The following is a 23414-nucleotide window of genomic DNA, read 5'->3' on the forward strand; positions in this document are numbered from 1 at the left end:
TATCGGCTAAATCGTGCGGGCCCTAAATGCGTCCGAGAAGGACCAGGATAATCACGATCAACAGCACGAGACCGAGGCCGCCTCCGCCATAGTAGCCAGTGCCATAAAACGGTCCACCACCCAGACCGCTGAACCCGCCCAGCAAGGCAAGGATCAAAATGATGATGAGTATGGTTCCGAGGCTCATGGTGGTCCTCCCATTCTTGCGCCGGCGCGCCACTCACAGGGGCACGTCCATGCGCCTGTTGATGAAGCATGAACTCCCAGAAGGGCTTCCTGTTCCACCGGAAGTAGCATTTGCTATGGCTTGTCTAGCGGCAAAGCCGGTAGGCCCACGAGAAAGCCCGCCGGCCGGGAGCCAGCGGGCAACAGGCTTTTTCAGCCCCGGACCGCCTGGAGGGACGGGCGATCTAAAGTAAGAATGCATAACGTGGGCCGAAGTTGCGACGGTAAGCCAAAAAAGCCCACAGCCACTGCCGAGACGGTGTCCGCATCTTGCAACGAGACAGTAGTCGCGGAATTTGAAGACCTGAGGGAACTCATGCGGATGTAATCCGTTCACGAATAACTGTGCGCGGCGGACGTGACCGGGAGGACGGTATAGTGAGCGCGACAGGCCTCGACGTCTTCGACAAGACGCTTCAGACAACCAACGTCTGGCTCAATGACTTGATGGAAGAGCTCGGCCCAGACAGGCAGCTCTGCTGGAAGGTGTTGTCGACAGTCCTGCAGATGCTGCGTGACCGGCTGCCTTTGGGGCTAGCGGCGCATCTCGGCGCAGAACTGCCAGTTTTGGTGCGTGGCGCCTATTATGATCAGTTCGAGCCGGCAAGGCAGCCGAGCGATTGGGACTGGGACGAGTTTGTCATCGAAGTCACCGATCGTTTGTCCGATTCACGGCTCATGGATGCCGATGATGCGGTGCGTTCTGTCTTTGCCACGTTATCGCGGCATGTCTCGCGTGGTCAGGTCGCCAAGGTCCAAGCCACTTTACCGGAAAAGCTGCGCACCATGTGGCGCTTGGCCGAAGAACGGGTCGTCCCCCCGGACCAAAGCGCTGCCTAGACCACCGCGCCGTCAGGCGGTGCTCACAATCAGACGGCCTATTCGCGCCCCGCATTTTCAGCAAAGAATGCGAGGCGCGACGCCGCAGGCTTCAGCGACCATTCACCTTCCTTCTCGCGCCGGTCGGGTGCCGCCGCCCTTCTTTTCAGGATCATGAGTATGGTGGCTGTCGCGTTCACCTCCGCCGCCTGAGATCTTGCTGCGACTGCGCAGATCGGAATCGGCTGGCGGCTTTTCTATCACCAGCGGCTCCTTGGCATTCTCGTGCGATGCGCCAGGACCGCCGTGGCGGATGCTGGCGCGGGTCTTCTTCGACGTGGACATGAAAATCACCTAACGGTCCTGCTGGTAGCCTTGGTGGGTCGTATTGACCCTCGTGTTGCCCTGCTGGCCCTGTTTGTCGGGATTTGGGGCGGAATGGCTGTGCTGCGTTTGGTCGACAGGAACCGACTTCTTATCGCCCGGACCCTTAGGGCTCTGGTTCTCTGCCGGAACGGGTGGTGGTTTTGTGCTCATGACGGTCTCCTTTCACCAGCCAAAACAAGCAGGCCCCTGAGAAGGTTCCGGATACGAGCCGTGAGGGGGTGAACTCCTCAGATTGCCAATTCCCGGCCTTGTCGGCGCGTCGCAGCGCAATAATTTTTTGTTAGGGCGTGGGTGCACCTATCAAAAGGAGCCGACCATGAGACACCAAACACTCGACCAACTGCAGACAATTGCAAAAGTTGAGCCCTCGGCGACATACCCTGTCATGACTCGGACGCAGCGGATCGAGCGTTGGGCAGATCTTCTCGAACAAAATCCACGGCGCTGCCTCGGAGCGCTTTCAGGCACCGAATATCTCAGTCCTGAAGCCCGTGCTGTAGCGCGTGGTGCGGGATCGCCGATCACCGTTGCCTATGAGGATCCGGTGCTGCGCGCCATGGGTCTGAAAGATGACACCTACGGTGAGGCAAAGCGCTTCTTCGAGCTAAGTGACTGGCAGTTGCACAACATCGTCTGTCACTGCCAGGTTGGTGCCACGATGCAAGCGCGATGGGCTGCCGCCAGAGTCCGCCGGACAATTGTCGGGAACAGACTTCTGGCTTGGCTGAGGACGAAGTTTGTGCATTGAGGCCCTCGCAGGACGGTGACGAAAAGTCTTGCTCGTTCTCGTTAGCGATTGGCCGCCAACTGCCGGCGGCATCGCCGGCAACGCCATGGATGGTGGAGCCACCGCACTGCTTCAAAGCAGCCGGGTGAAGACCTCATGCTCGCCCGGGCGCGGTTCTTTTTTCGGCGAGCACATTGAGGAGCAATCGGGGCGCCAATTTCAAGTGAGCACGGCCCGCGCCGGTACGATCCATAGCCGGTTGTGGTTGTTGGGGTCGTCTGATGGAGAGAAGGCCGCGACGGGCGCGCCCGAAGCGTCTATTTCGACGAGTTTAGCCGAGCAAGGAGGAGAATGATGGCGTTCACTTTGACCAGTCCCGCCTTTCAGAACGGCCAGCCTATTCCAGATCGTCACGCCCGGCGCGGCGACAATCTCTCCCCGTTTCTGGAATGGAGCGATCCGCCGCCGGGCACTCGGAGCTACGTGCTCGTCATGGAAGATACGGATGCACCGTCACAGGCGTCCCGGCATTGGGTCGTCTACGACATCGGCGGCGACCGGCGTCATTTGGCCGAAGGGCGCAGTTCCAAAGCGCGAACCGAGGACCTGCCTCATGGCTTCAATGATTTCGGCAATCTTCACTATGATGGACCCGACCTGCATCCGGGTGATAAACCACACACCTACCGCTTCAGGCTCGCCGCCCTTGGCATTGCCAACCTTCCCATCGGCCCGGAACCCGATGCCCTGGTCGTGTGGCAGGCTGCCCGTGAAAACATGCTGGGTGAGGCGGAATTAATCGGCACTTACGGATGAATCAGCGCCAAGTCCTGCAGGCGGGCTGCCTGTCGGCCACGCACCGATCACCTCCCGAATGGCTTGCCAGCAGAACTGGTTCACTTTGAACTTGAGCATTCCGGGCTCAGGCGGCCACCTCAACCACGATCTTGCCGCGCGTATGTTCCCTCTCCAGCCGTTCCTCGGCCTTGGCGATCTCCTCCAAAGGATAAGTTGCCTGCACGAACGGAGTTACCTTGCCGGCGTCGATGAGGCGGCTGATCCTCGCAAGCTGCGCCGCGTTTGGCTCAGCCAGATAGGAAACGCCACGCGCCTGATGCAGGCGTGCCTGTTCGGCCGTGGGCTCAGAAACGGTGGAAACAAGTATCCCACCGGGCTTCAGCACGTTCCAGGAGCGATCCTGTGTGTCGCCCGCGACCAGATCGAAAACCATATCGATGTCTTCGACCTCGTCCTCGAAGCGCTGGTTCTTGTAGTCGACGGCCTGGTCGGCGCCAAGCTTGCGGACGAAATCGAAATCCTCGGCAGCGACCGTCGTCGCGACAAACGCGCCCGCAGCCTTGGCAAACTGGATCGCCAGATGCCCGACACCGCCGGCGCCGCCATGGATGAGAACCCGCTGCCCGGATTTGAGGTCGCCATGGTCGAAAAGGCCCTGCCACGCTGTAACGCCGGCAAGTGGCACGGCGGCGGCTTCCACGTGGCTAAGACGTTCCGGTTTTGCTGCCGCCTCCGTCGCCTTGACGACGACGTATTCGGCATTGCCGCCCCGGCCATGACCAAGCATGGCAAACATCGGATCGCCCTTCTTCAACGTATGAGCCCGCGTGCCGCACAGTTCCACCACGCCGGACACGTCGCGGCCGAGCGTAACGGGCAGATCCCCGCCCGCCGATCCTTCGCGGGTCTTGGAGTCGATCGGATTGACGCTTGCTGCGCAGACCTTGAGCGTGACCTCGTCGTCACGGGGCTGAGGCAAGGGAACCTCGTCCAGCGAAAGGACCTCCGGCCCGCCAAAAGTGTGAATACGAACTGCTTTCATGGTCGCCATGGGTTTCCTCCTCGTTTCGGGGCCCAGCGCAGGTCCGGAAACAGTACGAGCATTGGGTGAATGGGAAACCTGCGATCCCGGCAGTCGAGCGCGGATTTTCACCAATCACTGAGGACATCACCTTCCACTCAATCCGCTTCAAATCCTTGCCCACCTAACCGGATTGCGGGCTGGAAGTTCCAATGAAGTTCCGAGGTCGGTCGTGGCATTCAAAGACCGTTCTCTCGAGTTCTACGAGAGAGCTTGCGCGGAGATCATCCTGCAACATCGCCGCAATCTCGTCTTGGAACTTTTCTGGAGGGACATGGTTGGAATGTGCGGCCGAAAGAATCCGGGCCTGTGCCAAGGAGATTCGCCATGAAGCTTCGCGAATTGATGGACCAAGTGAAGGATCTGCCACCGGATACCCTGGTCTGTACTGCCGAGATTGACGAGGCCTTTGCGGCCAACATTGCTGGCATAGAAACAGTAGAAAGCGCCCGGATCGAAAGCCGCAAGCCGGACGGCACCGAAGCTGTCGAACTCACCAATGGGAACGACAAGGTCGTCGTAATCCGCTGGTGAGCGGCTTGCGCCTGCTGGAGCGGCCATATGCTTGATCACTGAACGCTGAAGGAGTCTCAGACCATGTTTCCGGTGTTGAACAAAAGACTCTGCGCCGGCCTGATTGCCGCAATTCTGATATTCCCGGCCGGCGGCCTTGCTCCGCTCGCAGCTCAGGAAATCCCGAACGACTTCACGGCGATCGTGCTGGAGAAAATTCCGGCCGTGGTCGCCATAACGACCAAACAGATTATCCAGGGCCAGACGACGCTGGACGATTTTTTTAGTCCTTTCCGTAGTCCCGGCCTCGAGCCGGCGCAACCACAGGTGCGAGAGGCCCTTGGTTCCGGCTTTGTGATCAGTCCTGAGGGGTACATCGTCACGAACAACCATGTCGTTGCCGATGCAAACGAAATCCATGTCGTATTCTCCGACAAGCAGATTTCGCCTGCACGGCTCGTCGGCCGGGATCCGGCGACCGACATCGCGGTGCTGAAGGTCGATCCGCGGCCCAATATGACAACGACCGCCTGGGGTGACTCCGATGCAGTACAGCCCGGCGCCTGGACGATCGCGATCGGCAGTCCGTTCGGGCTTGGTGGGACCGTTACCGTCGGCGTGCTTTCAGCCCGTTCGCGCGACATTCAGGCTGGACCCTATGACGACTTTCTCCAGACGGATGCCTCCGTCAATCAGGGCAATTCCGGCGGTCCCCTGTTCAATGCACGCGGCGAAGTGATCGGAGTCAATACAGCCATCGTCTCGCCTTCGGGCGGTAGCATAGGCATTGGTTTCGCCGTGCCATCCCGGACCGCGCAGAGGATCGTCGACCAGTTGATCCGCACTGGTCGGATCGAGCGCGGTTTCATCGGAGTGCGTCTCCAGGAGATCACGCCCTCGATTGCCGAGGCGCTTGGAATACCGGGCAGCAAGGGAGCGCTCGTCGCCTCGGTCGAGCCCGGCAGTCCGGCGGAGAAGGCAGGCATACAGGCGGGAGACGTGATAACGCGCTTTAACGGCAAGGACATCCAGAGCGTTCACGACCTGACGCTCGCGGCTGCGAGCCAAAAGCCGGGGACAAGGACGACGCTCACAAGAAACCGCGGGGGCAGCCAGCAGGAAATAGCTCTGACCATCGGTCAGCGTGACGATGAAGAGCAACCGACCGGCGCCATTCCCGGACCGGAAGCGGCGGACCAACGTCTCGGGTTGTCGCTCAGTCCCATCCCCGATGAGGCGCGCCAGCAGCTCGGACTCCCGCCGGGCACCACCGGGCTGTTCGTGCAAGAAGTGGCGCCGAACAGCCTCGCCGACCAAAACGGCCTGCGCGCGGGCGACGTGATCGTTTCGGCCAACAATCAGAACGTAAGCCAGCCGTCCGACATCGAAGCGGAGTGGACGAAATCCCGTCAACAGAACAAGCCCATCTTGTTCCGCATCAACAGGCAAGGGCAAACGCTTTTCGTTGCCGTGGCTATGGCCAAATCTTGACGGGCAAATCTTGATAGGAACGCATGGAGCGTAAGCTTGGCCGGACGGATCACACGCTTTGCGGGCGAGGGTCTTTACGCTTGGCAACGGGAACAACAGCCGACCAAGGTCGTTTCGTCCAATGAGTTGTTCGAACAGTTGGCAGAAAAAGGAGGCTTCGATGAGCGCCACTGGACTCGACGTATTCGACAAGACGCTGCAGACCACAAACATCTGGCTTGACGAGATCATGGCCGAGATCGGACCGGATCGGCAGATCGCATGGCACGTTCTTGGGGCGGTGCTCCACGCCCTGCGGGATCGCATGCAGCCGGATCTTGCTGCCCATCTCGGTTCGCAGCTGCCGATCCTCGTGCGCGGTGCCTATTATGACCAATATCAGCCCTCCAAGACGCCCGAGAAGTTGCGATCGCTCGATGAGTTTCTAGCCAAAATCAAGGCGGAGCTGGAGTTCACCCGACCGGTCGATTCCAAGGATGCATTCAAGGTCGTATCCAAGGTTCTCGCTCACCACGTGGGAGAGGGGCAGATGATCAAGGTTTGGGAATCCTTGCCAGCAGAAATCAGGCGCGTCGCGGAAGCGCAGCAAGCGGCGTGAGATGACTCGGGAATCTCGACGATCCCGGCCGTGACGCCGGGCCGTGTCAGTCGTCGCCTTTCCACAGCGCGGCCGGGGATAGCGGTTTTCGAGCCGGGCCGTGGATGACCGAACCGTCGGCAGCGAAGATCGAGCCATGGCAAGGACAGTCCCAGGTGTTGTCAGCGTTGTTCCAGGTCACGGTGCAGCCCTTGTGGGTGCATGCCGCGGAAACGGGATGGAGCACCCCTTCAGCGTCTCTCCACGCCGCGATCTTTTCGTCACTCCTGACGATCACACCGCCCATGCCCGGCGCTATGTCGTCGACGCTTGAGACAATGGATTGGCTGCGGCCATTCTTGTGAAAGTCCTCAGGATAAGACCGCGCCGGATCGTAGAGCTTTTGCCATGGGCTGGGCCGAGCGCAGATCAAATCCGCAATCATCGTGCCTGCGGCCGTTCCGTTGGTGATGCCCCAGGCGTTGAATCCCGTGGCGATATGAAAACCGGAGGCTTTGTCCGGATCGGGCTCGCCGGCATACGGAACTCTGTCGGCCGTGTCATAGTCCTCGTTGCACCAGCGCCACGCAATGTCTCCAACAGGAAGACTAATTCTTGCCCATTGCTCCAGCTCGACAAACCGTTTCGCCACGTCGCCGTCCTGGTCTGTATCGAACTTGGGGCCGAGCGTGACCAGCAGCGGGCCTTCGGCATCGCGGCCCGTGCGGATGGAGTGCGTCGGATCGTCGATGCCGATGAACATGCCGTCGACAGCAAGAGGGTCATCGACCCGAAACGCCATGGCAGTGTGGCAGCGCGGCTGGGTCCGGTTCGCCATGCCGATGGGGCTCTTCACTGTCATGTTGGTGGCGACGACCACATATTCGGCGTGAACGGTGCCGCCGTCGGTGACGACGCGCCAGCGGCTTGCCTCGCCAATCGAGATCGCGCGGCTGTTTTCGAAAATCCGTCCGCCACGGGCCGTCACCGCCTGAGCCAGGCCAACCAGATACGCCGCCGGATTGAACTGCGCCTGGTCGGAAAAACGCAAAGCGGCGGCCGTTTCGAAAGGCAGCGGCGCGCGCTCGAGAACATCGGCGTCCAGCCCAACCTGGCGCGCGGCCTCTGCCTCGGCTGCGATCTCCGCGCCCCGGCTTGTGTCGCAGGTGTAGGTATAGGCGTCCTTGGTCTCGAGATCGCAGGCGATGGCATAGTTGCGAACCCATTCCCGGATCTGGACGGCGCCGGCGGAATTCGCATCGGCATAGGCTTGCGCCATGTCCCGGCCGAATGTGTCGATGAGATGGCGATAGATCAGCGCGTGCTGCGTCGTGATCTTGGCCGTCGAGCGGCCGGTCACCTGGCCGCCTGTCCGCAAGCCTTCGACGACGATTACCGACCGACCGGCCTCGCAAAGGCGAAGCGCCGTCGTCAGCCCGACAATCCCAGCGCCCACGATAACCACCTCCGCATGGATCGAGCCATCGAGCGGGGGATAGTTTGTAGCGGTGGCGGCAGCCACCCAACAGCTTCCCGGTTTTCCCGAAAGAATGGCCATTTCACCTGCATCCTTTGCGTTTTCGATGCACTTGTCATCGACAACCCGCGCCGGCGCGAGAACGTTCCCGGGATTTACCGTCTTCAATCGGTCCTTGGCCGTCCGGAAGCTACAAACGCACCGGGAAGATGCGAGGTGCAAGCCATCACCCAGGTGATCGCCTCGCGATCGTATTCGTCGCCGGAGCGCCAGTTCTCGAAGAAAGCGTTCAGCCTCTCGACACGCTCCGGCCAGACGCCGGCGGCTTGAAGGCCCAGCGACACGCCGTAATTGGTGAAGGCGAACTTCGTATCGCGCAGCCACGGCGCGCGGCTGAAACAACCCGGCGGGTCGACCCACATCGTTTCCAACGTTGCCAGCGAACGTTTCGTCTGCGCCTCAGCCCATGGCTCGGTAGGAAAGAAGTGCGCGAGCCACAGCATCATGCCGAGGCCGAGATCCTGTTCGATGTCGAGGGTGCGCCAGTCGCGCTCCATCAGGTCACGCATCTGCGCGATCTCGGGCGCAAGTGCGTCTTCGTCGAGCATCCGGTAGGAGACGTAGCCATCATAGGCGTCCATGCTGCCGAGGCCGTAGCCGGGATAAGGTCTGCTCAAATCCTCCTGCATCTTCCAGATAACGCCGCGGCCGGGGATCACGAAGGCCGGATGAATGTCCCGCGCCAGCGCGATGCCGCGCGTGCGGTATCGCGGCTTCAGATCACCGAGACGCGCCAAGGCAAACAGCCACATCGCCAGGTAATGGAAATACTGTCCGTCGCGATCTGCCGCTTCGCCGATCCTCACTCCGCGCAGACGACCGAGCACACGCTCGACCTCCGCCACCAGTCGCTCGGCCTCACCCAGCCAACGTTCCTCGCCGAGCTCCTTGTAAAGCGAGACATAGAGTACGACCCCGAAAGCATCGGTCCAAAGGTAGCGCAGACCGTTGGGCCAGATGCCTTCGGCGCGCATCCAGTCGAGCTTTCGCAAGACATAGTCAACGTCGCGCAGCATAGCCGCGATCTAAAGCTCTAACGTATAAGTACGGGTGCTCCGGTCTTGGCATGTTCCGGCCCGAGCGAAGTCCCGCCGGGTTATATGCGCGTCGACGCTGCGATTGCGAGCATGCGGCATGTCGAGCATGTTTGCCTCCGGTTAGTCTGCGTCAGATATCGCGAAACGAACTGGTCGGCGGCGGGTTCCTTGGCCGTCGCGATAAGAACAGAAGATGGACGGCATTTCGAGTTCGCTCCGCTCTTCTCAAGAAAGCCCGTTCTGCCGGAACGGCCGTCTGACTGAGGCCATTGTCGTTACGCACCGGCTGGCAAAGCCTAAACAAGCGTTTGAGCTACCAGAACGTACCCGCATTCAGCATTCTGGCGACAAACCAATTCGCACCTTGTTCTTTCCCGTGAAATTCACGAAGCATGGATGGTCGACTGAGGGATCGATTCGGAGCTTGTCTATGCGCGGACTGCAAGCGGCCTTGGCTGCGGTGATCTTGAGCACTTCAGTCAGTTCTGGACGCGCCGATGACAACTCCCCCTTTATCTATTTTGCGACCCAAGACCCTTTCACAGACGGTCTGCCGACGAAGAATGATGTTTATGTCTTTGGTGGCGTCTTTGCGCGCGGGTCCTTCGGGGATACAATCGACCTTTTTGATGCCAACTATACAGACAACTACATAATCGGGGCCGCATATGGTCGCGATCTCGTCGATATAGGCGCTGGTTTCGTTCTTGGTGGCGTCACCGGCGCGGCCATAAGATTTGGCGAGGACGATGATACGTCTGGCGAACTTTGGGCCGGAGCGCGACTTCGCCATCAGGGCCTTGTCATTGGTGATTTGGCGATTGCGCCCGCAGTGACGGCTGGATTTAGTGCCGTTACGGGCCCCACCGAGATCGAGCGCAATCGCGAAATCCGCGACGATGGCGATGCATCATTCCTCGGCTTCGTTGGTGCGGAGCTTTCTTTCAGAGCTAGGCAAGCACCCAATGTCGAACTTGTCTACCAACTCCACCATAGATCCGGCGCCGACGGTACATTTGGAAATATGAAAGAGGGTTCTAATGCGAACACTCTTGGAATCCGGTATCGCTTCTAACGCTCGGTGCTGTTGGCCTTTTGCAGGCGGCAACGTGCCGTATTGGGCTGTCAGTGGAGACGGCGACATCTGCACGGGATATGCTGACCATGGCTCCAATATGGGATCATGTGAGCGAAGCCGCCAGGAGTGTGGTTCCGCATGGGGGTCTCAATACCGAGCGGCAGGATAAGGGTTGAAGTCTCAGGGCGGGCGGGGTCACCCTGTAGCGTCGATTCACACTCAGGCTATATCCTTCAGAGTGTCCAGCGGCCCTTTCAGCGCAGATCTGGGCTGGATCAACTCTGGCGCAATCAGGAAGGTCTGCGGTACCATCGGCGGTTCATCGATCAGCTCGAATGCCTTCGTGATCATCGCCTCAACATTTTGCCGCACCATGATCACAGGGAAGGGCAGGAATGAGCCGAATGGGTCATAGTCGTAGCAACCGACGACGAGCTCGCTAAACATTTCCGCTGGCCGGCCCGCCATGAAACGCAGCAGACCTTCCATATTAATCGACGAATTGATGAATAGCGCGCGCGGCAGCTTGCCATGGCGTTGGTAAAACGTCTCGAAGGCGCGCAAAGTTATATCAGGCGAATACCCGGAGGACTGCACACCGTCTTCAGGGTCGGCGCCCAGCAGTGCCTTCTTGGTCGCATGGAATGCGGCGATGCGTTCGCGGCTGGCGTGGTCGTTGCGGCCGCCAAACAGAAACAGCTCGTCCGGCCGTAGGGGAGCGTCATTGCCGAAGTGGCGGATGATTGCTTCCGTCAGCATCCGCGCGCCCTCATAATTGTCGCTGATCACCGAGTGCGCCTTCGCTCCCGGCAGGTCGATGTTGATATGCTTCAGCCCCGCCGGTTCGCAGACCTCATGCACGCCGTCCGGATCGGTGGCGCCGACGATGAAGAGTTGGTCGATTGAATAAGAGATCAGCGTCTCCGCGGTCCGCCGTTCCTCTTCCGGGTCGCGACTGGCGCTGACCACCACCGGGCATTGACCGCGGCTACGCACATGCCCCTCAAACGTCTGCGCCATGGAGGAGAAGTAGCGATTGTCGTGGACGGGCAGCATAAGGCCGACCAGGCCCGATCGCGAGCGTCGCAAACCCCGCGCCTGCAGATTGGTGGTGTACTGGTGGCGTTCGGCGAGGCCGAGAATTGTTTCCGCCGTACTTTCCTTGATACGGCGCTTGCGCCAAGTGCCGTTCAGCACGGCACTCACGGTCGACGGCGAACTACCCGATAGCACGGACAGATCATAGATCGTCGCCTTCTTCTTGACCCGCTGATCCATCTGGCGCCTCCGGCGCGTCTTTTTAGAGCAACATCCCGCTTGACGAGAGCTTCTCGATGCACAATAGTTTCTGCACCATCGATTGTGCAAGCGAAAACCGCTGCATGATCGATGGGGGAGTGTCCCGTCTTTTCGGGGAGGTTTCTAACGGCCGCCGTCGTTCGACGGCTCGAGTGTGTTTCCACTAGGAACGTTATGGGAGGAGTACAGATGAAAAAGCTCATGATCGCGGCGCTTGCCGCGACCCTTATGCTTGGCGGTTCATTCGCTGCGATGGCACAGCAGGCCGGCAAGGTCGGCGTCGTCGTCAAGATCGGCGGCATTCCGTGGTTCAACGCAATGGAGGCGGGTATCAAGGAACGCGGCCAGAAGCTCGGGATCGACGCATTCATGGTCGGCCCGACCAGCGCTGATCCGGCACTGCAAGTTCGCGCAATCGAGGATCTGATCGCTCAGGGCGTCAAAGTCATCGGCGTCGTGCCGAATGATGCAAAAGTGCTTGAACCAGTGCTGCAGAAGGCCAAGGACGCCGGCATCATCGTCATCACGCATGAATCGCCTGGCCAGAAGGGCGCCGACTGGGACTTCGAACTCGCGTCTGCCACCGGCTTCGGCGAAGCTCATGCCAAGCTCCTGGCGGAGAAGATGGGCGGCAAGGGTGAGTATGCAGTGTTCGTCGGCTCGCTGACGGTGCCGCTGCACAATGCCTGGGCCGATGCGGCAATCGAGTATCTGAAGAAGAACAATCCCGACATGAAACTTGTCGGCGAACGTTATGGCGTCGCCGAGGATGTGGACAAGAGCCGCAGCACTGCACTTGACTTGATCTCCGCCAATCCCGGCTTGAAGGGCTTTCTCGCCTTCGGCAGCCAAGGACCGATAGGCGCTGGCCGCGCAATCGAAGAGCGCCGGAAGGTGGGCGAAATATTCGTGCTCGGCCCCTTCTCGCCAGGCCAGGGCCAGAAGCTCATCAAAAGCGACGCGATCTCCGGCGGCTTCATGTGGAATCCGAAGCAGGCGGGCGAGGTTTTCGTCACGCTGGCCGACCATCTCATGAAGGGCAACGAGATCAAGGATGGTGATACGATCGAAGGGCTAGGGACAGTTAAGCCCGACTTCGAAAACCGTAACATCATCGTTGATCAGCTGGTCCCCATCAACAAGGATACTGTCGACGATCTCGCGGCGATGGGCCTGTAAAGCCTCCCGAGGCTATGGCAGCCGGGCTGGCCTCGAGCCGCCCGGCTGCAGGATTGCAAATGCGATTGGATCCAGGGTTTCAACTCGATGGCTGATCAGGCACTCGATGGCGCCGCATCACGGCCGCTGCTGTCGCTCCGCAACGTCAACATGACGTTCGGCGGCGTGAAGGCGCTGAAGAATGTCAGCTTTGAGGTGCTGCCGGGCGAGGTGCATTGCCTGGCCGGCGAGAACGGCTCCGGCAAGAGCACGCTGATCAAGGTCATTACAGGCGTGTACAGGCCCGAGGCGGGCGCCGTGATCGACTATGACGGCCAGAGCTACTCCCACATGTCGCCGGTAACGGCGCAGGCGGGCGGGATTCAGGTCATCTGGCAGGACCTCGCCCTGTTTCCCGAGATGACTGTCGCCGAGAACATCGCGTTCCAGACGGTCATCGCCCGCTGGCCGCGGCTGGTGAATTATGCCGAGATGCGCCGTGTCGCGACCAATGCCTTGCAACGTCTTGGTGTTACCCTCGATGTCGATCTCGCACTTCACCATTTTCCCATCGCACAGCGGCAGATCGTAGCAATCGCACGCGCCCTCGTCGGCCAGGCGAAGCTCGTCTTCATGGACGAGCCGACGGCGTCGCTCACTCAATCCGAAACCGACTATCTGCTGGATATCGTGCGCAATCTGTCGGCGTCGGGCGTCGCCGTTGTGTTCGTCAGCCATCGCTTGGCGGAGGTTCTTGAAATCTCCAGCCGCGTGACCGTGCTGCGCGACGGCGCGCTCGTTGGCGTCTATCCAACCAAAGGCCTGACCCAATCGCGCATCACCGAGCTGATGACAGGCAAGACCTTCGGCTATTCCGCCCTGCATCGGGATTTGGGCACGAGCCCGGTCATGCTTGAGGTTAAGGGGCTGTCGCGGCCCGGTGAATTCCAGGATGTATCCTTGACGGTTCGGCGCGGCGAGACACTCGGCATCACCGGGCTTCTCGGGGCAGGGCGCACCGAGCTCGCGCTGACGCTGTTTGGCATGCGCAAGCCGAAGTCGGGCTCTGTCGTCCTGGATGGCAACCCCGTTCGCTTCGGTTCCAACCGTGACGCGATCGCCGCCGGCGTCGCCTATCTTTCGGAAGACCGGCTGTCGCTCGGTCTCATTCAGCCCCAGGCAATCGCCGATAACATGGTGGTCGCGTCGCTAGACAAGATCCTTTCGCGCGGTTTCATTTCGAGCGATCGCAAGCGATCTCTGGTCAATCGCTGGATAAGGGATCTCGGCGTCAAGATCGGAAAGCAGGACGACGCGATCTCGACCCTGTCTGGGGGAAATCAGCAACGTGTCGCCATCGCAAAATGGCTGGCGACCGATCCGAAACTGCTTATCCTCGACGCACCGACAGTCGGCGTCGATGTCGGCGCGCGCGCCGGCATTTTCGACATCGTTTCCAAGCTGGCGGACAGCGGCCTGGCTATTATCCTGATCTCGGATGAGGTCCCTGAAGTCTATTTCAACGCGGACCGTGTGCTGCACATGGCTCAGGGGCGCATTGTCGGCGAATATGCACCGTGCGCTACGACCCTCCAGGCGATCGAGGAGGCGGTCTATGCGTAGGTTTGTCCGCTCCCACGCAACGGAACTGGCTCTGCTCGCCGTGATCGCAGTCATCTGCGTCTTCCTCTCGTTTGCGACAGACCGGTTCTTCACCCTCGGCAACGCGTTTGACCTTCTCAACACCAGCTCGGTTAACATCATCTTCGCTGTCGGCCTGCTCGTTGTGCTGATTGCCGGCGGCATTGACATCTCCTTCGCGGTTGCTGCCTCCGTTGTGCAATATCTGACGGCGACTGTCCTCGGTTGGGTCGGCGGCGGGAATTGGATTGTCGGCCTCATCATCGCTGGCGCTTTGGGCGTCGCGTTGGGCTGCATCAATGCCTTCTTGATCCACGGGTTCAGGATCATCTCGATCGTCGCCACGATTTCGACCTTCAACATTTTCTTCGGCTTGCTGATGTTCTTCACAGGTGGCGTGTCGATCTACAATCTGCCGGACTGGCTCACCACCCGCGTCGTGCTGTTCGAGCGAGAGATGGCTGACGGGACCTGGGCGGAGATCACCCTACCTGTGCTCATTATGGCCATATGCGTGTTCGCTACCTGGGCGTTGATCACGCGCACCACCACTGGTCGCCAGCTCTACGCATTTGGCGACAATCCGGAGGGCGCGCGCCGCTTCGGCATCAATATCGGTGCCATGCAATTTATCGCCTTCGGCTGGCTTGGCATGATGGCGGGCATCGCCGGTCTCGTCCAAGGGCATTACGCGCAGGAAGTCGTGCCGAACGCCCTTTATGGGCGCGAACTCGACGTCCTGGCAGCGGCAGTCCTTGGCGGTGCGCGGCTCGGCGGCGGCAAAGGCAGCGTGCTTGGCTGCATTCTGGGCGTTCTGTTGGTCTCGATCACCCAGAACGGACTCAATTTGATGGGTGTGTCGCCTTTCGCGTTCAAGATGATCGTCGGCGCCATCATTCTTGCCGCCATCACCCTGTCGAACACCAGCATCGAACGCCTGCTGCCGTTCCTGAAAAGCCGACGGGTGCCTTCATGACGGTTTTGATTGACCGCGCCCGCAATGCGCTTGGCCCCGAACTGGCAGGTCCGCTTGCCGCGTTCGCGGTGGTCATGGTCGTGTTCGGCATTGCCGCGCCGAACTTCCTTTCCCGCGCCACCTTTGGATCCGTCGCCTTCCAGCTGCCGGAGCTCGGCCTCCTCACACTCGCTATGCTGCTGCCGATCCTGACCGGCGGCCTGAACCTGGCCATCACCTTCACGGCCAACATGGCCGGCCTGACGCTGGCTTGGGTACTGCAAAGCCAGGGAGGCGTCGACGCGGGCATCGGCGCCTTTGTCCTTGGCTCGGTCCTTGCCGTCGCGGTCGGAGCACTGAGTGGGCTGATCATGGGGCTCGTCATCGCCTACACCAAGGCTCACCCGATCCTGGTCTCGCTGTCGATGATGATCTTCCTGCGCGGTCTCGGCGAATTCCTGACGCGGGGCGGCGACGTGTCCGGCATTCCCGGGTTCCTGGCGCGGATCGGCTATAGTTCGATTTTTGGCATTCCGGTGCCGTTGCTCATCTTCATCGCTAGCGTGCTGATCTGGCACATCCTGCTGACACGCATGAAGCTAGGCTTCAACACCTACATGATCGGCTCCAACATCGAAGCCACGCGCTATTCCGGTATCAATACGCGCAAGGTACAGGTTCTCGTCTACACACTGTCCGGCGCGATGTGCGCGGTCGCCGGTATCATCATGCTGGCGCGCTTCAATTCGGTGCGTGTCGGCCACGGCGAGTCTTACTTGCTGATCACCGTGCTTGCCTGCTTTCTTGGCGGGGTCAATCCGTTCGGCGGCTTCGGTCGGGTGATCCCGGTCTTCGTTGCGCTGGTCGTGCTCCAGCTTCTGTCCTCGGGGCTCAATCTGATGGGCGCAAACCAGCATCTTGCGACGGCGGTCTGGGGCATTTTGATGATCACGGTTATGATCCTGCGCTGGCTTGCCGGGCGTCTCAAATTCCTAAACACAAACAGAGGGTGAGTTAGATGCATGGTTTTGGGGTCCACACCTCGATGTGGACGATGAACTGGGACCGGGCCGGCGCGGAGAAGGCGATCGCGGCTTCCGTCAAATACGGGATGGACTTTATCGAGATCGCGCTTCTGAACGCGCCGGCGGTCGATGCCGCGCATACGCGCGCCTTGCTCGAACAGCACAATCTTCCTGCCGTTTGCTCGCTTGGCCTGCCGGAGCACGCCTGGGCCTCGGTGCGGCCAGATGCTGCCATCGAACATCTCGAAGTGGCGATCGACAAGACCGCCGAGATGGGCGCGCTGGCGCTTTCCGGCGTGATTTTCGGCGGTATCGGCGAACGCACCGGCCTGCCACCGACCGAGAAGGAATACGACAATATTGCGCATGTGCTGACCGTCGCCGCCAAGCACGCCAAGAAGCGCGGCATAGAGCTCGGAATCGAGGCGGTGAACCGCTATGAGAACCATTTGATCAACACCGGCGCGCAGGCCGTCTGGATGGTAGAGAAGGTCGGGGCCGACAACATCTTTGTTCATCTCGACACCTACCACATGAACATCGAGGAGAAGGGGGCCGCCAATGGCATTCTGGCCGCACGCGACTATCTGAAGTACATCCACTTGTCTGAGAGCGATCGCGGCACACCAGGTACCGGCAACTGCTCCTGGGACGAGATCTACGCGACGCTGGCGGCGATCGGCTTCAAGGGCGGACTTGCCATGGAAAGCTTCATCAACATGCCGCCGGAAGTCTCCTACGGTCTCTCAGTCTGGCGGCCAGTCGCGAAGGACGAGGCCGAAGTGATGGGCAATGGCTTGCCGTTCCTGCGCAACAAGGCTCGCCAATACGGTCTGATCTGAAACCATGGGTGACAGGCAGAAGGTGGACGGCGCAAGGATCGCCGTCCTCGATGTCGGCAAGACCAATATAAAGCTCTCCGCGATGACGTTCGACGGCATGCTCGCGGAGAGCCTCTGCGTCCGCAACGAAGTGCGGCCCGGTCCACCTTGGCGGCACCACGATCTCAATGGCATTAGCGACTGGCTGTTCGGCTCGCTCGCCACTTTGTGCCGTCGTCATCCGTTGGAAAAAATGGTCGGCACCGGACATGGCTCCGCGGGGGTTCTGGTGAACGCAGATCCCGACGACACTTCCGCCCTGCCGATGATTAACTACGAGCAGGACCTGCCGCCTGCAATTCGCGATGGCTACGCGCCCCTTTCGGGCGATTTCTTCGATCGCAGCAGCTCGATCATGCTGAAGGCCGCCCACCAGGCGCGCCAGCTGTACTGGATGCAGCAGGTTGATCCGGAGCGCGTCGCTCAAGCTCGTTGGTACTTGGGCTTGCCCCAATATTGGGCCTGGCGGCTGTCAGGCGTGCCATCGGCCGAAACGACGGTTCTTTCGGCGCAATCACATCTATGGAACAACGTGCGCAAGGAGTGGTCGCCCATTGTGGCGGGGCAGGGCTGGAAGCGCCTCATGCCACCATTCCATCCGGCCTGGGAGACGTTGGGGCCAATCCGGCAGGATCTAGCGCGCCGGCACGGCATATCGGAAAAGCTGTCTGTTCTGACCGGCGGCCACGACAGCAGCCTGAACCTCTACCGCTATCAGGCGGCAGGCATGCGCGACGCCTGCGTGATCTCTACCGGAACCTGGATTGTCGGAATGTGCGCCGCGACACCTCTCGACCAACTCGATGAAAATCGCGGAATGGTGCTGAACAGCGACGTGACAGGACGCCCGGTTGGCGGTGTTTTGACCATGGGCGGACGAGAGTTCAGTCATGTGGCAGGGCAGGGGCAAGAAGGAAATGCGGCCGACGCCGCGCTGGTCAGTTCGTTGATTGGGCGAGGCACCTTCGCATTGCCGTCGTTCGGCGACGATGACGGACTGTTTCCCGGCAGCGCTGGGCGCGGCCGGTTTGAAGGGCCGCCTGCAGAAACCCCTGAGGAGCGCAAGGCGCTCGCGGTGCTCTATGCCGCGCTGCTGACAGCGGAATGTATCGATGCGCTGAAGGAAAACGGGTTGGTTGCATTGGATGGCACCTTCCTGCGGGACCCGCTCTACGCCACGCTAGTTGCCGCGCTGCGGCCAAACGCCGAAACGGTTTACAACCTTGACTCCTACGGCACCGCTTCGGGTGCGGCATTACTTGGCGAACATGAAGCCCGTGACACGCCGGCTCCGATCGCGCTCAGCCTGCCGGCCGCCTTTGCCGGCGATCGTGCGGCGCTCGCGGCCTATGCGCAGCGGTGGCGCGAACTGGCAAACAGACACATTCTTCCGAGACAAGACAGAAGGACTGACCGATGACTGATGACAGCGCTCTGCGCCGCGAGATGGTGGATGTTTGCCGCCGGATGAACTCCAGCGGTATCAACCAGGGCAATGCCGGCAACCTGTCGGTGCGCTCCAGCGACGGTTTCCTGATCACGCCCTCATCGCTACCCTACGAAACGATGACGCCCGAAGACATCGTCGAGATGGGCTTTGACGGCACCTATGTCGGCCGACGACCCTCCTCGGAGTGGCGCTTCCACCGTGACATCTTGAGGGAGCGGCAGGAGATCAACGTCGTGCTGCATTGCCACTCGCTCTATGCCACGACGCTGGCCTGCCATCATAAGACGATCCCGAGCTTCCACTATATGACAGGAGTGGCGGGCGGTACGACCATCCGCTGCGCGGGCTACGCAACCTTTGGCACGCAGGCCTTGTCCGACAATGCCTTGGTTGCTCTCAAGGATCGCCTCGCTTGCCTGCTCGGCCAGCACGGTCAGATTTCGCTCGGCAAGACCATGGAAGCCGCGTTGTGGCTGGCGAACGAGGTCGAAACCCTGTCGCGCATGTATGTCCAGGCGCTTACCCTTGGCGAGCCGCCGGTCCTTTCCGACGAAGAGATGGCGCGGGTGATCGAGCAGATGAAGAAGATGAGCTATGGCCAAGCGCCGGATCCGGAAGGAACGAACGATTTGGCGCGGCCGCGCGGTGCTGCGGCCTAGCACGGCTTTGGCAGATTTTTAGTGAGGCCGCGTGGGCAGCGGACTGGCGGCGGCTGTGCGAGGCTGAGGGATCGCCTGCCAATCGTTCTCGCTTTATCCCAATCGCCGCCTTGAGCTCGACTGTGGCAGGTGAAGACTGAATGTCGCCCTTATGACAAACGTTGAATCAAATCGTTCAGCAAGAGCAGCGACGCCCCGGCGAACACAGCCGCAGCCGCGTCGTCCAGCATGATGCCGAGACCACCCCTTACCTTGTCATGCATGACGCGGATGGGCCAGGGTTTGACGACATCGAAAAACCGGAATGCAAGGAAACCTGCTGCCCACCAGACCGGGTCGAGCGGCAGCATGGAAAGTGTTGCGGCGGTACCGAAGGTCTCGTCAATGACGACGATCTGCGGATCCTCCGTTCCGGTACGGGAGACGACATGCGACGACGCCCATACTCCCACGGCGAATACGGCCATGTAGGCAACCACGACCAGCCAAGGCGATGCAGGTATCAGGATCGCGGCAAGAACCACTCCAACAGCCGCGCCGCCCGTGCCCGGCCATAACGGGGATAATCCTGCGCCGGCCGAGGTCGCGAGCAGGTAAGCGAACTTAGGCAGAAATTTACGCATCGAGTTTCGGGCGGCTTCCCCGTGAATTGTAAATAGGCATTATATTCACATCTTTCCGATTACTGCCGCTAAACCGCCGGTCGATTTGCGACGGCGGACACAAGGGGCATTGCAGAAACTTCGAAACAACATCGGATGTTATCGCAGCGACCGGAGCTTTTGTGTTTCGCCGTCGGCTTGACAGTTCTCTGACTGCCTCAATCCATGGGCGCATTCGCCAAGACTTGAGCCGGGGAAGAGCCTGATCCGGTCTCGACCGCGCTGACCACCTCGATCTGCGCCGACGGGCTGGAACGAACCCACAATTTGCCGGTTAAACTTCGCAAAGCGACATCATCAGAGGAGCCAAGTCATCATGATCGCCGGCCTCATGAAACGTCGTATCGACCCGCTATGGGAGCACGCCGCTTCCCCGCTGATCGGGATCGGCATGACCCCGAACCAGGTTACATCAGGCGGGCTGGTGCTCGTCGCCCTGTCGTGCGCCGCTTATGTGTACCACCAGTCAACCCTTGCCTTTGGCCTTTGCCTCGCGTTGGCGTTTACCTTCGACGCGCTGGACGGCGCGGTTGCCCGTCGGAGACATATGAGCACCAAGGCCGGTGGTTATTTCGACGCGATGGCCGACCGGTATCAGGAACTTGCCGTGTTTGCGGCAATAGGCTGGGTCGCCGATCTGTGGGCGATCGCAATGATCGCGTTCGCCGGCGGAATCCTCACCAGCTACGCCAAGGCGCGGACGGCGATCGAAATCCCCATAGAAAATCAGGCGTGGCCGGACTTCTTCGAACGGATGGAGCGCCTGGTGTTCATTTGCGTGCTATTGGTCGCCGACGGAATCGCGATCGCCACGGGCGCCACTTCGCCCTGGATTCTCACGGGCGGGTTCGCGCTTTACGCACTGCTGGCAAACGCCACAGCGCTGCAACGGACCAATCGCGCATTTGCGATGCTCAAACGAGCGGACGCGAAGCAGCCATGAGACGGTGAAATCCATAACGCAAGCATCGATGACGGCAGCCTCACCTGGGAGACCCGTCTGGTCGATCTGCTCCCACGTTTCCAAAGCGCGCCCTGGCCCAGAAAAGGCGGTCATGACAACGGTCTGGCCGGTGGAAAACGTGAGGCGCTGGCACGGGCGCAGTCGGGTTAAAAACGATCCACGCGCGACCTGCGTCCTCTGGCATAGCGAAGTTGCTGACCCTGTGGGCCGATGTCCGCACCCTCGTTAGACCGTTTCGAGCCGGCTGAACCGAACCGGGATGAGTTTGCGGGTCTTCAGTTGCCCTACCGAATCCTTGTCGATGACCGTCAGCAACTGCCCTTGTTCGGGCCCCACAGGCATAACCAGGCGGCCCCCCGGCTTGAGTTGCTCAAGCAAAGCCGACGGCGCCCGCCCAGCCGCCACGGTGACTAGGATCTTGTCGAACGGGGCGTGCTCGGGCCAGCCGCGAGACCCGTCTCCGACACGAATGCTGATATTGGATAGACCGAGGCCCTGCAGGAGAGCCTCGGCATGGCTCGCGAACTCCTCAATGATTTCGACGCTCCAAACGTGCCCGGCGAGTTCCGCGAGGATTGCGGTTTGGTAGCCCAGGCCAGTGCCGATCTCGAGCACCGCCTCGTGCGGTTGAAGAGCAAGGAGATCGGTCATGAGAGCGACGATGAACGGCTGCGAGACGGTTTTGTCGAAGCCGATCGGCAGTGGCATGTCCTGATAAGCATAAGCAGCGACTGAGCTTGGCACGAAGAGATGGCGCGGCACACGCTGCATCGCTGCCATCACCCGTTCATCGAGCGCCGCCTTGCCGAGTTCGTCGCTTGCAAGGTCGGTATGGATCGCAATCATCTCAACCATGTGTCGGCGTAAAACTGCGAGATGTTGTTCGTTCATTGGCTTCATGACGGTGGGGCTTTCCTCAACCAGCTTGCTGCCAAATAGGCTTATATCCTGTTCGTCACAGCAATGCCCGTCATGGTTTCCAGTTGCGGGTGGCCACCGCGACCGGAGGCAATTTTAGCGTTGCGTCTGGTATATACCGGCGGCAGCCCTGGAGATCCGGTGCCATGTCACCATAACGGTATGTCCTAGCTCGCGGTGATCGAACGACGAACGGCTGAATTGCCGCATGCGTGGGCAGCCGGCGATCTCGATCGGGACGTCGTCGTTGTAGTAGTGGACGCCGGTTTCACCGAGCGATGCTGCGACTGCTGCATGGCTTCGGGCAGCGGAATGCCACGACGGGCGTTCCCACAACGTCGAGCCAAAGCCCCGGGGATGCCGCTACTTTATCGCTTCCACGAGTGCTGAGTGGAACTCGCCGGGTGCCTCTATCTGTGGTGAATGTCCAAGCTCTGGGAACTCGACGAGCGTCGCGTTTGGAATGGCCGCGGCTGCAGCGCGTCCGAGTTTTGGATATTGGCCGAGCGTCTTCGCGACCTCCGCGCTGGCGCGATTGCTGCCCGGGGCGGTGCGATCCTTGCCTCCGATGATCAGCGTTGTCGGTACGGAGATATTGCCAAACTCATGGATGACAGGTTGGGTGAAGATCATGTCCGAGGTTTGGGCCTGATTCCACGCCACTATCTCCTTGCCCTCGCCAGCGTACATGCCAGCCAGCATGCTCACCCAACGGTCGTATTCCGGCTTCCAGTCGCCATTGTAATAGACGCGCTGCTGGTAGGCCTTGATGCTGGCGAAGCTGGTTTTCAGTTCGCTGGCGTATGCCGTGTCGAGGGTGGCATAGGGAACACCTTTCGCCTGCCAGTCCTCGAGACCGATCGGATTCACCAGCACCAGGCGCTCCACGGTTTGAGGAAACTGCAGAGCGTAGCGTGCTGCCAGCATGCCGCCCATGGAATGGCCGACAAGGATGACGTCGGATACATCGAGGGATTCGATGAGCTCAGCGGTGTTATTGGTCAGTTGCTGAAACGAGAATTGATATTTCGGCGGCTTGGTCGACTTGCAGAAGCCGACCTGATCCGGCGCAATGACGCGGTAACCCGCTGTCGTCAGCACGTCGATGGTCACTTCCCAGGTTCCGGCGCAGAAATTCTTGCCGTGCAATAGCACGACGGTCTTGCCGTTCGCCTTCCCGCGCGCCGGAACATCGAGATAAGCCATTTCGATGGGCTGGCGCTGCGACGTGAAGCTGTGGATCTTGACCGGATGGGCATAGCTGAAGCCCTCCAGTCGAGGGCCATAGACGGCACCGGAGGCGGTCGCGCCGGGGTCCTGGGCGAGAGCCGATGTCGTTATGGTGATGAAGATGGCGGCGCTGGCTGGAATGCGCATGAAAGTCCTCTCTGTAATTCTCGGCGAGAATTATGGCCATCAATACGAGCGGCTTGTGACAGGCCTCGTCACCATCTCGGCACGGAGATAACGATCAGTTGATCGTGGCACGCACAAAGAGGACCGCCTCTCTGCTGTGCACCGTGCGACTTCAC

Annotated in this window: 26 protein-coding genes; 16 read left to right on the top strand and 10 right to left on the bottom strand. The window is 60.4% G+C overall.

The genetic code is table 11. The features are described 5' to 3' along the window. Positions 1 to 22: 22 nt before the first annotated feature. The gene (locus CIT25_RS20575) at positions 23 to 187 is read right to left on the bottom strand and encodes a DUF3309 family protein (RefSeq protein ID WP_095486346.1); all 165 of its coding nucleotides are present in this window, start codon (positions 185 to 187) and stop codon (positions 23 to 25) included. Between the two features lie 416 nt (positions 188 to 603). Here CIT25_RS20575 and CIT25_RS20580 point away from each other — a divergent pair, with 416 nt between their 5' ends. Then, the gene (locus CIT25_RS20580; RefSeq protein WP_095486592.1) at positions 604 to 1065 is read left to right on the top strand and encodes a DUF2267 domain-containing protein; all 462 of its coding nucleotides are present in this window, start codon (positions 604 to 606) and stop codon (positions 1063 to 1065) included. 102 nt (positions 1066 to 1167) lie between these two features. Here the strand turns inward: CIT25_RS20580 and CIT25_RS20585 are convergent, their stop codons facing one another. Continuing rightward, the gene (locus CIT25_RS20585; RefSeq protein WP_095486347.1) at positions 1168 to 1389 is read right to left on the bottom strand and encodes a hypothetical protein; all 222 of its coding nucleotides are present in this window, start codon (positions 1387 to 1389) and stop codon (positions 1168 to 1170) included. 9 nt (positions 1390 to 1398) lie between these two features. Continuing rightward, the gene (locus CIT25_RS37590) at positions 1399 to 1581 is read right to left on the bottom strand and encodes a hypothetical protein (RefSeq protein WP_095486348.1); all 183 of its coding nucleotides are present in this window, start codon (positions 1579 to 1581) and stop codon (positions 1399 to 1401) included. A gap of 166 nt (positions 1582 to 1747) precedes the next feature. Here CIT25_RS37590 and CIT25_RS20595 point away from each other — a divergent pair, with 166 nt between their 5' ends. From CIT25_RS20595 to CIT25_RS20605, 3 genes are read left to right on the top strand one after another with little or no spacing between them, the layout of a single operon-like run. Next, positions 1748 to 2179: a hypothetical protein gene (locus CIT25_RS20595; RefSeq protein WP_095486349.1), complete on the top strand. Its 432-nt coding sequence runs from the start codon at positions 1748 to 1750 to the stop codon at positions 2177 to 2179. A gap of 28 nt (positions 2180 to 2207) precedes the next feature. Beyond that, on the top strand, positions 2208 to 2513 hold the full coding sequence (locus tag CIT25_RS20600) for a hypothetical protein (protein ID WP_095486350.1): 306 nt from the start codon (positions 2208 to 2210) through the stop codon (positions 2511 to 2513). Next, entirely contained in the window at positions 2513 to 2974 is a 462-nt protein-coding gene (locus CIT25_RS20605; protein ID WP_095486593.1) for a YbhB/YbcL family Raf kinase inhibitor-like protein, read from the top strand. Before CIT25_RS20600 ends, CIT25_RS20605 begins: the two co-directional genes overlap by 1 nt. A 106-nt stretch (positions 2975 to 3080) precedes the next feature. Here the strand turns inward: CIT25_RS20605 and CIT25_RS20610 are convergent, their stop codons facing one another. After that, positions 3081 to 4007, bottom strand: coding sequence for an NADP-dependent oxidoreductase (locus CIT25_RS20610; RefSeq protein WP_245329923.1), 927 nt, complete (start codon positions 4005 to 4007; stop codon positions 3081 to 3083). Positions 4008 to 4364: 357 nt separating this feature from the next. Here CIT25_RS20610 and CIT25_RS20615 point away from each other — a divergent pair, with 357 nt between their 5' ends. The 3 genes from CIT25_RS20615 (at position 4365) to CIT25_RS20625 (ending at position 6639) form a co-directional block, all read left to right on the top strand. Next, complete coding sequence (locus CIT25_RS20615) at positions 4365 to 4571, top strand: sugar phosphorylase (RefSeq protein ID WP_095486351.1); 207 nt, start codon at positions 4365 to 4367, stop codon at positions 4569 to 4571. Positions 4572 to 4634: 63 nt separating this feature from the next. Further along, positions 4635 to 6041: a Do family serine endopeptidase gene (locus tag CIT25_RS20620; protein WP_095486352.1), complete on the top strand. Its 1407-nt coding sequence runs from the start codon at positions 4635 to 4637 to the stop codon at positions 6039 to 6041. Positions 6042 to 6201: 160 nt separating this feature from the next. Then, positions 6202 to 6639, top strand: a complete 438-nt coding sequence (locus CIT25_RS20625; protein ID WP_095486353.1) for a DUF2267 domain-containing protein — start codon at positions 6202 to 6204, stop codon at positions 6637 to 6639. Between the two features lie 46 nt (positions 6640 to 6685). Here CIT25_RS20625 and CIT25_RS20630 read toward each other — a convergent pair whose 3' ends face one another. Together CIT25_RS20630 and CIT25_RS20635 are read right to left on the bottom strand one after the other, a co-directional pair. Then, positions 6686 to 8176: an FAD-dependent oxidoreductase gene (locus CIT25_RS20630; RefSeq protein ID WP_095486595.1), complete on the bottom strand. Its 1491-nt coding sequence runs from the start codon at positions 8174 to 8176 to the stop codon at positions 6686 to 6688. Between the two features lie 83 nt (positions 8177 to 8259). Continuing rightward, a complete protein-coding gene (locus tag CIT25_RS20635; protein WP_095486354.1) occupies positions 8260 to 9171 on the bottom strand; it encodes a hypothetical protein in 912 nt (303 codons plus the stop codon). Between the two features lie 214 nt (positions 9172 to 9385). Between CIT25_RS20635 and CIT25_RS20640 the strand changes: the two genes are divergently transcribed. Next, positions 9386 to 10267, top strand: a complete 882-nt coding sequence (locus CIT25_RS20640) for a hypothetical protein (protein ID WP_158302612.1) — start codon at positions 9386 to 9388, stop codon at positions 10265 to 10267. Positions 10268 to 10489: 222 nt separating this feature from the next. On the opposite strand, the gene CIT25_RS20645 is transcribed toward CIT25_RS20640, so the two are convergent. Continuing rightward, complete coding sequence (locus CIT25_RS20645; RefSeq protein ID WP_095486356.1) at positions 10490 to 11548, bottom strand: LacI family DNA-binding transcriptional regulator; 1059 nt, start codon at positions 11546 to 11548, stop codon at positions 10490 to 10492. A 210-nt stretch (positions 11549 to 11758) separates the two neighbouring features. Between CIT25_RS20645 and CIT25_RS20650 the strand changes: the two genes are divergently transcribed. From CIT25_RS20650 to CIT25_RS20680, 7 genes are all read left to right on the top strand, one after another. Beyond that, the gene (locus CIT25_RS20650; protein WP_095486357.1) at positions 11759 to 12748 is read left to right on the top strand and encodes an autoinducer 2 ABC transporter substrate-binding protein; all 990 of its coding nucleotides are present in this window, start codon (positions 11759 to 11761) and stop codon (positions 12746 to 12748) included. Between the two features lie 87 nt (positions 12749 to 12835). After that, a complete protein-coding gene (locus CIT25_RS20655) occupies positions 12836 to 14350 on the top strand; it encodes a sugar ABC transporter ATP-binding protein (RefSeq protein WP_095486358.1) in 1515 nt (504 codons plus the stop codon). Next, positions 14343 to 15344 (top strand): ABC transporter permease, encoded by a 1002-nt coding sequence (locus CIT25_RS20660; RefSeq protein WP_095486359.1) that lies wholly within the window; start codon positions 14343 to 14345, stop codon positions 15342 to 15344. Before CIT25_RS20655 ends, CIT25_RS20660 begins: the two co-directional genes overlap by 8 nt. Next, on the top strand, positions 15341 to 16336 hold the full coding sequence (locus CIT25_RS20665; RefSeq protein WP_095486360.1) for an ABC transporter permease: 996 nt from the start codon (positions 15341 to 15343) through the stop codon (positions 16334 to 16336). Before CIT25_RS20660 ends, CIT25_RS20665 begins: the two co-directional genes overlap by 4 nt. 5 nt (positions 16337 to 16341) lie before the next feature. After that, positions 16342 to 17190 (top strand): sugar phosphate isomerase/epimerase family protein, encoded by an 849-nt coding sequence (locus CIT25_RS20670; protein ID WP_095486361.1) that lies wholly within the window; start codon positions 16342 to 16344, stop codon positions 17188 to 17190. 4 nt (positions 17191 to 17194) lie between these two features. Further along, positions 17195 to 18649 carry an FGGY family carbohydrate kinase gene (locus CIT25_RS20675; protein ID WP_095486362.1) on the top strand — a complete coding sequence of 485 codons (1455 nt, stop codon included), beginning with the start codon at positions 17195 to 17197 and terminating at the stop codon, positions 18647 to 18649. After that, positions 18646 to 19338 (top strand): class II aldolase/adducin family protein, encoded by a 693-nt coding sequence (locus CIT25_RS20680; protein ID WP_095486363.1) that lies wholly within the window; start codon positions 18646 to 18648, stop codon positions 19336 to 19338. The genes CIT25_RS20675 and CIT25_RS20680 overlap by 4 nt, the downstream gene beginning before the upstream one ends. 149 nt (positions 19339 to 19487) lie before the next feature. Here CIT25_RS20680 and CIT25_RS20685 read toward each other — a convergent pair whose 3' ends face one another. Beyond that, complete coding sequence (locus CIT25_RS20685) at positions 19488 to 19961, bottom strand: phosphatidylglycerophosphatase A family protein (RefSeq protein ID WP_095486364.1); 474 nt, start codon at positions 19959 to 19961, stop codon at positions 19488 to 19490. 355 nt (positions 19962 to 20316) lie between these two features. On the opposite strand from CIT25_RS20685, the gene CIT25_RS20690 reads away from it, so the two are divergent. Further along, entirely contained in the window at positions 20317 to 20943 is a 627-nt protein-coding gene (locus CIT25_RS20690; protein WP_095486365.1) for a CDP-alcohol phosphatidyltransferase family protein, read from the top strand. 246 nt (positions 20944 to 21189) lie between these two features. Here CIT25_RS20690 and CIT25_RS20695 read toward each other — a convergent pair whose 3' ends face one another. Beyond that, positions 21190 to 21864 (bottom strand): protein-L-isoaspartate(D-aspartate) O-methyltransferase, encoded by a 675-nt coding sequence (locus CIT25_RS20695; RefSeq protein ID WP_095486366.1) that lies wholly within the window; start codon positions 21862 to 21864, stop codon positions 21190 to 21192. Between the two features lie 381 nt (positions 21865 to 22245). After that, the gene (locus tag CIT25_RS20700; protein ID WP_095486367.1) at positions 22246 to 23259 is read right to left on the bottom strand and encodes an alpha/beta fold hydrolase; all 1014 of its coding nucleotides are present in this window, start codon (positions 23257 to 23259) and stop codon (positions 22246 to 22248) included. Positions 23260 to 23414: the final 155 nt, after the last annotated feature.

This window comes from Mesorhizobium mediterraneum, assembly GCF_002284565.1.
GTDB lineage: Bacteria > Pseudomonadota > Alphaproteobacteria > Rhizobiales > Rhizobiaceae > Mesorhizobium > Mesorhizobium mediterraneum.